The organism is Vibrio sp. JPW-9-11-11, from assembly GCF_013369335.1.
In the GTDB taxonomy this organism is placed as follows: Bacteria; Pseudomonadota; Gammaproteobacteria; order Enterobacterales; family Vibrionaceae; genus Vibrio.
In genome coordinates this window covers 77,546-90,081 of record NZ_SZQJ01000010.1, presented here as the reverse complement: position 1 = coordinate 90,081, position 12,536 = coordinate 77,546, and the positions used below count along the sequence as shown (strand labels likewise).

The 12,536-nt window shown below is 47.9% G+C and carries 11 protein-coding genes, 1 rRNA gene and 1 pseudogene; 2 read left to right on the top strand and 11 right to left on the bottom strand.

Features of this window, described 5'->3' with window-relative positions; genetic code table 11:
* The 8 genes and pseudogenes from FCU94_RS14735 to trxA form a co-directional block, all read right to left on the bottom strand.
* A 16S ribosomal RNA gene (locus FCU94_RS14735) occupies positions 1-76 on the bottom strand; the annotation flags it as partial.
* Positions 77-599: 523 nt separating this feature from the next.
* Positions 600-1,313 carry an NAD(P)H-flavin reductase gene (fre, locus tag FCU94_RS14730; RefSeq protein WP_176289275.1) on the bottom strand — a complete coding sequence of 238 codons (714 nt, stop codon included), beginning with the start codon at positions 1,311-1,313 and terminating at the stop codon, positions 600-602.
* A 20-nt stretch (positions 1,314-1,333) separates the two neighbouring features.
* Positions 1,334-1,597 (bottom strand): 2Fe-2S iron-sulfur cluster-binding protein, encoded by a 264-nt coding sequence (locus tag FCU94_RS14725; protein ID WP_176289274.1) that lies wholly within the window; start codon positions 1,595-1,597, stop codon positions 1,334-1,336.
* Positions 1,594-2,007: a hypothetical protein gene (locus tag FCU94_RS19465; RefSeq protein WP_441351747.1), complete on the bottom strand. Its 414-nt coding sequence runs from the start codon at positions 2,005-2,007 to the stop codon at positions 1,594-1,596. Before FCU94_RS19465 ends, FCU94_RS14725 begins: the two co-directional genes overlap by 4 nt.
* A gap of 62 nt (positions 2,008-2,069) precedes the next feature.
* A pseudogene (gene ubiD, locus FCU94_RS14720) lies at positions 2,070-3,450 on the bottom strand (4-hydroxy-3-polyprenylbenzoate decarboxylase); the annotation flags it as partial.
* Positions 3,451-3,543: 93 nt separating this feature from the next.
* On the bottom strand, positions 3,544-4,539 hold the full coding sequence (locus FCU94_RS14715) for a hypothetical protein (RefSeq protein ID WP_176289272.1): 996 nt from the start codon (positions 4,537-4,539) through the stop codon (positions 3,544-3,546).
* Positions 4,540-4,645: 106 nt separating this feature from the next.
* Positions 4,646-5,905: a transcription termination factor Rho gene (rho, locus tag FCU94_RS14710; protein WP_176289271.1), complete on the bottom strand. Its 1,260-nt coding sequence runs from the start codon at positions 5,903-5,905 to the stop codon at positions 4,646-4,648.
* 199 nt (positions 5,906-6,104) lie between these two features.
* Complete coding sequence (gene trxA / locus FCU94_RS14705) at positions 6,105-6,431, bottom strand: thioredoxin TrxA (protein ID WP_038139762.1); 327 nt, start codon at positions 6,429-6,431, stop codon at positions 6,105-6,107.
* 112 nt (positions 6,432-6,543) lie between these two features.
* Between trxA and rhlB the strand changes: the two genes are divergently transcribed.
* Complete coding sequence (gene rhlB, locus FCU94_RS14700) at positions 6,544-7,848, top strand: ATP-dependent RNA helicase RhlB (protein ID WP_176289270.1); 1,305 nt, start codon at positions 6,544-6,546, stop codon at positions 7,846-7,848.
* A gap of 7 nt (positions 7,849-7,855) precedes the next feature.
* Entirely contained in the window at positions 7,856-9,346 is a 1,491-nt protein-coding gene (gene gppA / locus FCU94_RS14695; RefSeq protein WP_176289269.1) for a guanosine-5'-triphosphate,3'-diphosphate diphosphatase, read from the top strand.
* Positions 9,347-9,420: 74 nt separating this feature from the next.
* On the opposite strand, the gene FCU94_RS14690 is transcribed toward gppA, so the two are convergent.
* From FCU94_RS14690 to recQ, 3 genes are all read right to left on the bottom strand, one after another.
* Positions 9,421-10,089: a 7-cyano-7-deazaguanine/7-aminomethyl-7-deazaguanine transporter gene (locus tag FCU94_RS14690; RefSeq protein ID WP_176289268.1), complete on the bottom strand. Its 669-nt coding sequence runs from the start codon at positions 10,087-10,089 to the stop codon at positions 9,421-9,423.
* Positions 10,090-10,290: 201 nt separating this feature from the next.
* Positions 10,291-10,605: a DUF3630 family protein gene (locus tag FCU94_RS14685; protein WP_176289267.1), complete on the bottom strand. Its 315-nt coding sequence runs from the start codon at positions 10,603-10,605 to the stop codon at positions 10,291-10,293.
* Positions 10,598-12,436, bottom strand: coding sequence for an ATP-dependent DNA helicase RecQ (gene recQ / locus FCU94_RS14680; RefSeq protein ID WP_176289266.1), 1,839 nt, complete (start codon positions 12,434-12,436; stop codon positions 10,598-10,600). Before recQ ends, FCU94_RS14685 begins: the two co-directional genes overlap by 8 nt.
* Positions 12,437-12,536: the final 100 nt, after the last annotated feature.

The window sequence follows — 12,536 nt, the reverse complement described above, 5'->3', positions numbered from 1 at the left end:
CTCGTTTCCGCTCGACTTGCATGTGTTAGGCCTGCCGCCAGCGTTCAATCTGAGCCATGATCAAACTCTTCAATTTAAGATTTTGTTCGGCTCAATGAATACTGATTACATTCCCTATTCTTTCGAATAGAAGACTGTGAATTGACTGTGCCAAGTCCCCTAATGTTTCCAAAAGAAGTCTTGATTGGTCACTCAGTTCATTGAAACCTAATTTGAAGCCTAAGCTTCTAATTGGATTATCATCAACGAGTGCCCACACAGATTGATAGGTTTATATTGTTAAAGAACGTTCTTCTTTGTGACTTACATCACTCCGGAAGAGGCAGCCATTCTAGCGATTCAAAATTCTGTGTCAAACACTTTTTTGAATTTTTTATTTCAAACTTTCCAATTTGAAACACTGCTAGTTTAGCTTTACTGAATTTGGCTGAAGCCTTGTAGCGTCTGCCGTGTCAGTGGGAGCGCATTATAGGGCGTTGATTTTGAAGCGCAAGTGCTTTTAATAAAAAAAGTTAAAAAATAGCGTGTTCGATGAAATTGTATGCAGAGGCCAACAAAAAGGGAGCAAAACGCTCCCTTTTTACCCGTTAATCGGCAATTTAAATGAATGCATATGCGTCTGCAAACATTCTCTCGGTTTGAGCCCCTTTATTAAGAGTAAACTGCTCGCGCGCTGCACCCGCCATTTCAAAGCGGCCAGCGATATAGATATCGTATTCCGCGAGTGAGTCGAAATCTTGTTCAACCGCTTGCAATACATTACCGACTTTTCCTTGCCAACCTTGTTCGGCGTGCTCGATGACAGGAACAAAATGAACATGGCTATTTTGCTGCGCTATCTCTTGCAACTCTTGCATAGCATAAAGCTGGCATTCATCTCGACCACCCCAGTATAGATAGATCTCATTGCGAAGATTCTGAGCGATACAGTGGTCTAGAATAGAACGGACGTAACTAAAGCCAGTACCACCAGCAATTAGCAGCAGTGGACGCTCGCTTTGTTCTTGTACCCAAGCATCACCATGTGGTGCATCTATTGTAATGTCACCTCCGGTCTCAAGCGCGGCTTTCATCGACTCTACCACTTCATGAGCGTACGCATTGTGTTCTGCAGCACCGATGTGCAATTCCAGTTCACCTTGATGGCGACATGGACTGCTCGCGATCGAAAACGGGCGTTTGTCTTTTTCACCCATTACCACCATCAAATACTGCCCAGCTTTAAAGCTGACTGGACTCTCAGGGTGCAAAAGGATTTGGTAAGTATTGCAAGCCAACGGCTGAATCGACTTTACTTTACATTGGATAGTCATGGTGTTCCTCTTACTTACTCTTATAAAGTAAGGACTAAATTACTTTCTGCGAAGGCTTGGCAAGCAAATATCCACCCTTGTTGTTGCTCCTTCTCGGTGAGCATAGGTTCAAGGTGATAAGAGACTGTCCCTTCTAGTTTACGACATAAACAGGCAGCACACGCGCCAACCTGACAGCGGTGAGGAAAGCGAATATTATTGTTGAGCGCCGCTTCCAACACCGTTTGGTCATCGGGTACTTCAAATAAAACGTTATCTGGTAGCAAGGTGACCGTCTTGCTCATAGGATACCCAACTTATCCCACAACGCATCGATTTTTGCCACCAGTTGTGGATCTTTCTTTATCGGTGTGCCCCATTCACGAACCACTTCTTCACCTTCTATCTTGTTAGTGGCATCAAGCACTAGTCGCGAAGCATGTTGTTCCGTTTGCTGTATTTGTTGGGTATCGCGAGCAGGATCCATGCGAGTCGTAATCGCCCAAATGACATCGTTCCAATCTCTAGCATCGACATCATCGTCGCACAACACAATAAACTTAGGCTCTCCATGAGCCAACAAGCAAGCTTCTAGCTTTTGCGCCAGTTGCAAAGGCTGGCCTGCGCGAACTTTGTTCATAGTTACGATAGCAAAGCCGTTATTTGTTGCTGATTCTGGAATATAGAGATCGGACACTTCCGGATTATTACTCATGAAGTCAGCGATCGATTGTTCGCTTAACCTTGGATAACTCACGTCACTGTTGCGTACGCCTTCCAGCTCAGCTTGCCATTTAACAGTAGCGTCTAACCCCATTTTGGAACCAAGACCAACAACAGGCGAGGCAAAATCTAACGAGTCAATCGGCGTGTTCTCAATAAACAGTGCATCTTTTACTGGTTCCATATGTTCAGTCATTGCCTGTACTACTTGAGACCAATCTCGCGCATTGACTTGTTCATCGCAGACAACAACAAATTTGGTATACATAAACTGACGTAAGAAAGACCACACTCCCATCATCACCCGCTTCGCGTGGCCTGGGTATTGTTTCTTCATGGTCACTACTGCCATACGGTAAGAGCACCCTTCAGGAGGTAAATAGAAGTCCTCAATTTCGGGAAACTGCTTTTGTAGGATCGGCACAAAGACTTCATTCAACGCGACACCTAATACCGCAGGCTCATCAGGCGGACGGCCAGTATAGGTGCTGTGGTAAATAGGATCTTTACGCATGGTGATATGAGTAATAGTAAAGACGTGATGCTTTTCTTTTTCGTTGTAATAGCCCGTGTGATCGCCATAAGGGCCTTCATCGGCAAACTCGTTCGGGTCGATATACCCTTCCATTACGATTTCAGCACTCGCCGGCACGTCTAAATCATTACTGATTGACTTGACCACTTCGGTCTTGCTTCCTCGCAGTAAACCCGCGAAGGCATATTCTGACAAGGTATCAGGAACCGGTGTGACAGCACCTAAAATTGTCGCAGGGTCTGCACCAAATGCCACCGAGACCGGAAATGGTTTCCCTGGATGCGTCTCCATCCAATCACGAAGGTCAAGCGCCCCCCCACGGTGCGCTAGCCAACGCATGATAATTTTATTCTTAGCGATTTTTTGTTGGCGATAAATACCGAGGTTCTGACGCTTCTTGCTCGGACCTTTGGTAACTGTGAGCCCCCACGTCAATAGCGGTGCCACATCCCCCTGCCAACAGCTCATCACTGGAATCTTATCTAGGTCGACTTCGTCTCCCTGCCAAACCACCTCCTGACAAGCCGCTTTGCGCAAACGCTTGGCGGGCATGTTGAGCACCTGCTTAAACACGGGGAGCTTATCAAGCGCATCTTTAAAACCTTTCGGTGGCTCGGGCTCTTTAAGATAAGCAAGCAACTTACCGACTTCTCTAAGCTGCTTCACCTCGTTGCGACCCATTCCGATAGCTACGCGCTCTGGCGTACCAAACAAGTTGGTTAAGACCGGGATGTTGTAACCGATAGGATTTTCAAACAACAAAACCGGGCCACCCGCTCTTAGGGTACGATCACTGATCTCCGTCATTTCGTAATCGGGATCGACAGGGTGAGGAATGCGTTTGAGCTTCCCTTCTTTTTCTAGATGAGCGATAAAATCGCGTAAATCCTTAAAACTCATAGACCTAACAATGGAGTGGTTAATCTGCAGGCAGTATAACAAAAAAGAGGGATCGACCGATCCCTCTTTTTGCTGTGGTTATACTGATGAATACTACTGTCCGATCACACTCGTTATCGCTCGACGATTTACCGACTGGTCGCTGCTGACCAACTCTTGCAACCAAGGGGTATGTCCGTGAGAGGCTAACTCTCCAGCAATAAAACGCGCATCTTCTGACAGTGACATCTTGCTAATCAAAAACGCTTTGACCGGTTCCGTCATCGGACGCACTTTAGTCAGTTCAAGAATCGCCCGCTGTTTCAGGCTCGGATTGCGTGCAGCCGCGATAACTTGGTTTAGCGAAAACGCATCACCGACTTGGGCTAAGCGAATCAGTTCTTGCTCACTATGGAAGTTTGCTTTCATTAGCCATAGCAGTTTATAGACGCTTGGATCATTGCTCACTTGGGCCAAACGCACCATCACAGGTGATGAAGGAAGCCAACTAGTAACGGCTTCTTGAGTGAGCTGTTGCGTGAGATAAGCCACCGCTGCTGGAGATAAGCTATCGAGCTCTCGTATCAGTAAAGCTTCGCGGGTTTGGACTTGATAGTCACTGCCAGAGAGCCACTCCTTTAACACCAATTCTTGACGCTCTGCTGCCAAAACAAAGTCGAAGGTCGATTGATCTTGTCGCCACTGTTTGAGTAGTCGATTAGCAATGGCCGGATAATTGAAGGCAGGGATCGAGAATTCGTATCCTTCACCACGCTCTAGTATCTGATAAGTGGGGACCATGGCTTTCTGTTGCTCAATAAACAAAGCCATCTGCGAAGTCAGGACCAAGTGATGATCTTCGATCTTTTTCAGCAGCATAAAGCGCGCGACTTCCTGCATCGGAAACGCCAACCTCTGCAGAGCAAAGTTGAGCCCATCGACGTCATCTTCGATAGCAAACTGGAGAAGTTCAGCGACTTTATCTTGCACTTTGGGCTCTTGGAGCCATTGCTCAACCTGCTGCGATTGCATTTCTATCGCAACCACACTCGGCGCAGCAAGAAGTAGCAGGCTAGATAGGAGTAGTGACGACAACATTCCTTGTTGCATGTTAACCTCCTTGTAACATTTCACTCATTGTGCGCGCTCTGTAGTGATAATGCAAACAAAAACGCCCCCGCAACAGCGGAGGCGTTTTTCAATGTTTGGTCAGCGGTTACTGACGGCGCATCGCGTCAAAGAACTCATCGTTAGTCTTAGTCATCGCTAGCTTATCGATTAAGAATTCCATCGCATCGATTTCGCCCATTGGATGAACAATCTTACGTAAAATCCACATTTTCTGCAGTTCATCGTTCTTCGTGAGCAGTTCTTCACGACGAGTACCACTGCGGTTAAAGTCAATCGCCGGGAAGACACGCTTTTCAGCAATCTTACGGTTTAGGTGCAGTTCCATGTTACCTGTACCCTTAAACTCTTCGTAGATCACTTCGTCCATCTTAGAGCCAGTATCAACCAGTGCAGTCGCGATAATAGTCAAGCTACCACCTTCTTCGACATTACGAGCAGCGCCAAAGAAACGCTTAGGACGGTGCAGTGCATTAGCATCTACACCACCGGTTAGTACTTTACCAGATGAAGGCACAACCGTGTTGTAGGCTCGCGCTAGACGAGTGATAGAGTCAAGCAGGATAACTACGTCTTTCTTGTGCTCGACAAGACGTTTTGCTTTCTCAATCACCATTTCGGCCACTTGAACGTGACGTGATGCGGGCTCATCGAAAGTCGATGCAATCACTTCACCTTTTACCAGGCGTTGCATCTCGGTGACTTCTTCTGGACGCTCATCGATAAGCAGTACCATTAGCTCACACTCAGGGTGGTTGTACGCAATGCTTTGAGCAATGTTCTGCAGTAGCATGGTCTTACCCGCTTTCGGCGGAGCAACAATCAGACCACGTTGACCTTTACCAATCGGTGAGGCAAGGTCAAGCACACGTGCAGTAATATCTTCTGTCGAACCATTACCACGCTCCATCACCATACGCTCGTTCGCGTGTAGTGGCGTCAAGTTTTCAAAAAGAATCTTGTTACGCGCGTTATCTGGTTTGTCATCGTTAACGGTATTGACTTTTAATAGCGCAAAGTATCGCTCACCGTCTTTTGGCGGACGAATCTTACCGGCAATCGAGTCACCTGTACGCAGGTTAAAACGACGAATTTGACTTGGCGAAACGTAAATATCATCTGGACCCGCCAAATATGAGCTGTCCGCACTACGTAAGAAACCAAAGCCGTCTTGAAGTATTTCCAGAACCCCGTCGCCAAAAATATCTTCACCACTTTTCGCGTGCGCTTTAAGGATGGCGAAGATGATGTCTTGCTTTCTCAGACGTGCCAGGTTTTCAAGGCCCAAGCTTTCGCCAAGTTTGACAAGATCAGACACAGGTCTGTTCTTCAGTTCTGTTAGATTCATGGTGGTGGATACTTGTCTAGTCAAAATAGGATCTGTTTTTTTGGTTAAGATGGATTTGGTCACAGGATCGACCAAGAAGAGATTCTTGTTTAATTAACGTGCGATAAATTAGCACTAAATACTAGCCTAGTCTAGATTTTGTTGGTGTTCAAAAACAAAACCGTGCAGTGAGGCTGCACGGTCTTAGCTAATCAATGAATTATAGATTAGCGTCTAGGAACTCTTTGAGTTGAGTCTTAGAGAGAGCACCAACTTTCGTCGCTGCGACGTTACCGTCTTTGAAAAGAAGTAACGTTGGAATACCGCGAATACCAAACTTAGGTGGAGTACCTGCGTTTTGGTCGATATTAAGTTTACCGATAGTGAGTTTGCCTTCGTACTCGTCCGCGATTTCGTCCAAGATAGGCGCGATCATCTTACAAGGACCACACCATTCTGCCCAAAAATCAACCAGAACTGGGCCTGCAGCGTTGATCACATCGTTCTCAAAACCGTCATCAGTTAGCTGCAAAATCTTATCACTCATCTTCCACTCCAATGTGTTTTTTCGGAACTGGTTGGATGATAACCAGTATTTAGATGCCCTATTGGAATGTATTTACTTTCGTATTGCAAGCTTAAGCTGATATTCTATAGCAATGAAAAAGACGCATATCACAGAGCAAAAGTTCGCCGATTTGGGATTACACCCTCAAATCATTGAAGGTTTGGATAAAAAAGGGTTCGAATTTTGTACCCCTATCCAAGCTTTGGCGTTGCCGGTACTGCTCACCGGCCAAGACATTGCAGGCCAGGCCCAAACGGGCACAGGCAAGACCCTTGCCTTCCTGACTGCTACTTTTAACCACTTGTTGATCACGGCTGAGCACGAAGGTCGTAAGCCAAACCAGCCACGAGCCATTATTATGGCTCCGACGCGTGAGTTGGCGATTCAGATCTATAACGATGCCGAATCACTAGTCGCGAGTACGGGGATCAAAGCGGCACTTGCCTACGGCGGTGAAAGCTATGACAAGCAGCTTGCGAAGCTCGAAGGCGGTGTCGATGTCCTGATTGGCACCACTGGTCGTATTATCGACTTCTATAAACAGAAGGTGTTCAACCTCAACCACATTCAAGCCGTAGTACTGGATGAAGCGGATCGTATGTTCGATCTTGGCTTTATTAAAGATATTCGCTTCTTGTTCCGCCGTATGCCCGAGCCTAAAGAGCGTTTGAACATGCTGTTTTCAGCGACGCTGTCTTACCGCGTACAAGAACTGGCGTTTGAGCACATGCACAACCCAGAACACGTTGTGGTCGAGCCTGAAGTAAAAACCGGCCACCGCATTCAAGAAGAACTGTTCTACCCATCCAACGAACATAAGATGGCGCTACTGCAAACTCTGATCGAAGAAGAGTGGCCTGAACGCGCGATTATTTTCGCTAACACCAAGCATAAGTGTGAATCGGTTTGGGGACACTTAGCGGCAGACGGCCATCGTGTCGGACTGTTGACGGGTGATGTGCCGCAGAAGAAGCGTGAGCGTATCCTAGACCAGTTCACCAAAGGTGAAGTTGACCTATTAGTAGCCACTGACGTTGCGGCTCGCGGTCTACACATTCCTCAAGTCACGCACGTGTTTAACTTTGATTTACCTGACGACTGTGAAGACTACGTCCACCGTATCGGCCGTACAGGTCGTGCTGGCGCCAGCGGTCATTCGATCAGCTTTGCCTGTGAAGACTACGCGATTAACCTGCCACCGATTGAAGAGTACATCGAACATACGATTCCCGTCTCTGACTACGATCCAAGCGCTTTGATCCAAGATCTCCCTGCGCCAATTCGTATGCGCTCTAATCGCCCACAACAGCAGCGTCGTACCAATACTGGTGGATCCCGTTCTGGTAACCGACGCCCAAACAACCGCTCACGTCAGCGCCAACAAAAGGATTCTTAAGTCGACTATGAGCCAAGCCGTTTCATCTCCGCTTTACGCTGCTATCGACCTCGGGTCGAACAGTTTTCATATGCTCGTTGTGCGTCACATTGATGGCAGCGTTCAAACCATGGCCAAAATAAAACGCAAAGTTCGCCTTGCGGCTGGCTTAGACGAAAACAACGCGCTAAGCCAAGAAGCCATGCAACGTGGATGGGACTGCTTGAGTCTTTTTGCCGAACGACTGCAAGATATCCCCAAACAGAACATTCGTATTGTTGGTACCGCAACGCTGCGCACCGCCACCAATGTCGACGTGTTTCTAACTACCGCTAACCAGATTCTGGGTCACAAGATCGAGGTGATCTGTGGTGAAGAAGAAGCGGCTACGATTTACCGGGGTGTAGCTCACACCTCCGGTGGCAGTGGTCGCCGATTGGTGGTCGATATTGGCGGTGCCAGTACTGAACTTATCATCGGCGAAGGTTTTGAGGCTAAAGCGCTCACCAGCCTAAAAATGGGCTGTGTCACTTGGCTTGAACGTCACTTCAAAGATCGCCAGTTAAGCGCAACGAACTTTAACAACGCGATTTTGGCGGCCAAGCAGACGCTAGAGCCGATACTCGACCAATACACCCAACTCGGTTGGGATGTGTGTGTCGGCGCGTCAGGAACCGTCCAAGCCCTTCAGGAAATCATGCTCGCACAAGGCATGGATGAGGTGATCACCCATAGCAAACTCAAGCGCCTGCAAAAGCAAGCCATGATGGCCGATCACCTTGAGGAGCTTGAAATCGAAGGCCTCACACTCGAGCGTGCGTTAGTGTTCCCAAGTGGTTTATCTATTTTGATTGCCATTTTTGAACTGCTGAACATCGACGCTATGACTCTCGCCGGTGGCGCACTGCGCGAAGGCTTGGTCTACGATATGGTCGATGAGCTGAAACAAGATGATATCCGTGCGCGCACCATTACAAGTGTTCAGAATCGCTATCAAATGGACATCGCCTACAGTGAGCAAGTGGCAAGCATGGCAAGCAAACTGCTGGCAGAGTGTCAGCCAGACTGGATAGCTGAACCACATGGCGCAATGCTACTGGAAGTAGCCGCCAAACTGCATGAGATAGGCTTAACTATCGACTTCAAGAAAGGCGGTGAACACAGCGCTTACTTGCTGCAAAGCCTCGACCTTCCAGGCTTTACCCGTGCACAAAAACATCTACTCGGTGAACTGACACGTCGCTATCGCGAACAGCTCACTTCTTTACCGGAGCAACACGCACTGTCAAGCACCAGTGCCAAACGTGTCCTGAGGCTGCTGCGATTGGCGGTATTGTTGACGCATCGACGTAACCCAGAGTTAGAGCCGAGCATTATTGTTAGCTCTCATGACGATAAACTCACCCTGACCATTAAAGGCGAGTGGCTCAAAGCCAACCCATTAACCGCGGCCGAACTTGAACTCGAAGCTAACCGTCAAAGTGACATTGGTTGGCCTTTATCGATTGTCGAATACTGAAAGCAGAGTCAATAAACAAAAAGCCCGAGCGACACTGTCGCTCGGGCTTTTTTAGATAGGCGAAACAAACGTTTCTAGTTTGCACCCACGACTTTGAATTCTGGATTGATTGCAGTGAGCTTTCTCACTAGATAGTTAAGCAGCACACCGTACATAGGTACAAATAAACCTAGGCTGATAACCAGCTTGAAGCCGTAATCCACCAGCGCGATTTCCGTCCAGTGCTCAGCCATGAATGGATCAGGGCTTTGGTAAAAGGCAATGGCAAAGAATGCAACCGTATCGAGCGCATTACCAAACAGCGTCGAGCACGTCGGCGCAATCCACCATTGCTTAAGCTGACGCAGACGGTTAAACACATGCACATCGAGGATCTGACCTAATAAATAGGCCATAAAACTGGCAATCGCGATACGGGCAACGAACAGGTTAAACTCACCCAGTTGCGAGATACCTTGAAATGCCCCTTCATAGAAGAGTACCGACAACCCATACGATACTGCGAGTGCTGGTAACATCACCAAGAAAATGATTCGGCGAGCGAGCTGTGCACCAAAAATACGTACCGTCAGATCGGTGGCTAAGAAGATAAATGGAAACGTAAACGCGCCCCACGTGGTGTGGAAGCCAAATACGGTAAAAGGAAGTTGGACCAAATAGTTGCTGGACGCAATAATGATCAAATGGAACAAGACTAAAAGAAAAAGGGCTTTGCGCTGCTGCGCAGGGGTAAAGTTACTCATGCGATACCTTTTTAGTTTGGTTTGGGGGTGAGGGAACCCAAATCGAATCACTTCCAAGTCGAGGAAAGATTCTGACCAACAATGTGAAAAATAAACGTGGCGACATCTGCACCCGGCAAATATCGCGGTCGGCGATTATACATTAACCAACTCGCACTGCAAGCGAGCAAAATAACGCAATCGTTGGCGGGAGAAAATGAGTTAAAAGCCTTGCTTAAACAGCGAAGCTAAAAAATCGAGTTCGTCGCGAGACGCCTCAATCGCCAAAGCTTCAAACCACACACTTTCGCTGTAATGCTCTGACTTTAAGAACAGTTGGCAACCTTCAAAGTCAATCAGCCACGAGTGAATATCGGCATCCCACTGTTTTTCGATGACGGTTGCAGAAAGCAAACGGACTAACCTATCGGCCAGTTGTGGAAAGCTATCAAAATCAAATCGCGGTGTACGAATGATCAAGCGGCCATCGTCTGCCTGATAATCGATTAGACCAAACTCCGTTTGTGTCTCAGCCATGATGAGTCAAATGCTCCTGAATTAAATCTAAGAAGGGATCGGCGTATTTCTCGAGTTTACGCTGACCGACGCCGTTAACCGCTAACATTTCGCCATATGAGGTCGGTAAGATTTCTGCCATGTCGATCAAAGTCGCATCACTGAATACCACATAAGGGGGTAATCCATCTTCATCGGCAATCGCTTTACGCAGTTTACGCAATTTGGCGAACAACTTCTTATCGTAGTTTTTGCTCGATAGCTTATCCGACTTCGCCGCACGTGCGGCAGTGTCTAATCTAGGCACCGCCAGTTCAAGTGACATTTCACCGCGAAGCAGCGGACGCGCTTCTTCGGTCAGTTGCAAGGTGGAATTACGGGTGATGTTTTGGAACAGTAACCCTTTATGAATTAATTGACGGAACACACTCACCCAGTAATCGTGACTGTTTTCTCGCCCTAAGCCGTAAGTCGACAACTTATCGTGACCATTTTCGCGAATGCGGATGTTCTGCATCCCGCGCAGCACTTCAACCACATAGCCCATACCAAAACTCTGATTGACCCGATACACACAAGAGAGCGCTTTTTGCGCTTGCTCAGTCGCATCAAAATGTTTCGGTGGGTCAAGGCAGATATCACAGTTGCCGCAAGGCTTATCGCGATACTCACCAAAATAGTTGAGCAATACCTGACGACGACACGTTTGCGCTTCAGCAAACGCGCTCATGGCATTGAGTTTGTGCGCCTCAACCTGCTTCTGTGGGCCGTCGTCTTTTTCGTCGAGCATTCGGCGCAACCAACTGATGTCGGCCGGGTCATACAGCATCATAGCTTCAGCCGGTAAGCCATCACGCCCTGCTCGTCCGGTTTCCTGATAGTAAGACTCTATGTTACGCGGAATATCAAAGTGAACCACAAAACGAACGTTGGGCTTATTAATTCCCATCCCAAAAGCCACCGTGGCAACCACAATTTGTATGTCGTCGCGCTGAAATGCCTCTTGCACATACGCGCGTTCGTCGGCATCAAGACCAGCGTGATAGCTGGCTGCACGCAAACCATTGTTGCACAGCTTTTCCGTCACCATTTCCACTTTCTTGCGACTGCCACAATAGATAATCCCGCAGTTTCCGCGTTGACCTTCGAGAAAACGCACCACTTGCGATACCGGCTTGTGCTTTTCGACTAAGGTGTAGCGGATATTGGGTCGGTCAAAACTCCCTAAATACTCGTGTGGTTGAGTGAGCTGTAAACGCTCGACGATATCTTTACGCGTCGCATCATCGGCGGTCGCCGTTAGCGCCATTACAGGCACATGGTTAAATGTCTGCTTCAGTTGACCGAGCAAAGCGTATTCTGGGCGAAAGTCATGCCCCCACTGGGAAATACAGTGCGCTTCATCGACCGCTATCATCGATAACGGCAAATTATGCAGCCGTTCGATAAAGTCGCGCATCAGTACCCGTTCTGGCGATACGTAAACCAGCTTAATTGCCCCAGAGTGCATACGGTTATAAACCGAAATCAGCTCTTCGCGTGGCATCGTGGAGTTGATACATTCTGCGGCGACCCCATTGGCCTTGAGCTGATCCACTTGGTCTTTCATCAATGAAATCAGTGGTGAAATCACTAACGTTAACCCGTCGCGAACCAGAGCAGGGATCTGGTAACAGAGCGATTTTCCGCCACCCGTTGGCATGATCACCAGACTGTCTTGCCCAACAACCGCTGACTCAATCACAGATTGCTGACCATCACGGAAGCTCTGATAGCCAAACACATCTTGTAAGATGTCTTGTGGCGTCGGCAGTTCGGCCGGTGGTTGCTGAGCGAGTAGTGTTGAGGTCATCAGTTTTCTCTGTCGAGTTGCAAGGCAAGAGCGTCAATTACGCAAGAGGCACATTGTAGTGGGGTTTAAAGGTGAATAAAACCGCAAATTGCTAGGTGAT

What these genes read in the sequence shown, in the direction of transcription:
- gppA (WP_176289269.1), top strand. Translation starts at nt 7,856, where the DNA reads ATGAGCCAAGCCGTTTCATCTCCGCTTTACGCTGCTATCGACCTCGGG.
- rho (WP_176289271.1), bottom strand. Translation starts at nt 5,905, where the DNA reads ATGAATCTAACAGAACTGAAGAACAGACCTGTGTCTGATCTTGTCAAA.
- recQ (WP_176289266.1), bottom strand. Translation starts at nt 12,436, where the DNA reads ATGACCTCAACACTACTCGCTCAGCAACCACCGGCCGAACTGCCGACG.
- trxA (WP_038139762.1), bottom strand. Translation starts at nt 6,431, where the DNA reads ATGAGTGATAAGATTTTGCAGCTAACTGATGACGGTTTTGAGAACGAT.
- rhlB (WP_176289270.1), top strand. Translation starts at nt 6,544, where the DNA reads ATGAAAAAGACGCATATCACAGAGCAAAAGTTCGCCGATTTGGGATTA.
- fre (WP_176289275.1), bottom strand. Translation starts at nt 1,313, where the DNA reads ATGACTATCCAATGTAAAGTAAAGTCGATTCAGCCGTTGGCTTGCAAT.
- FCU94_RS19465 (WP_441351747.1), bottom strand. Translation starts at nt 2,007, where the DNA reads ATGAGTAATAATCCGGAAGTGTCCGATCTCTATATTCCAGAATCAGCA.
- FCU94_RS14685 (WP_176289267.1), bottom strand. Translation starts at nt 10,605, where the DNA reads ATGGCTGAGACACAAACGGAGTTTGGTCTAATCGATTATCAGGCAGAC.
- FCU94_RS14725 (WP_176289274.1), bottom strand. Translation starts at nt 1,597, where the DNA reads ATGAGCAAGACGGTCACCTTGCTACCAGATAACGTTTTATTTGAAGTA.
- FCU94_RS14715 (WP_176289272.1), bottom strand. Translation starts at nt 4,539, where the DNA reads ATGCAACAAGGAATGTTGTCGTCACTACTCCTATCTAGCCTGCTACTT.
- FCU94_RS14690 (WP_176289268.1), bottom strand. Translation starts at nt 10,089, where the DNA reads ATGAGTAACTTTACCCCTGCGCAGCAGCGCAAAGCCCTTTTTCTTTTA.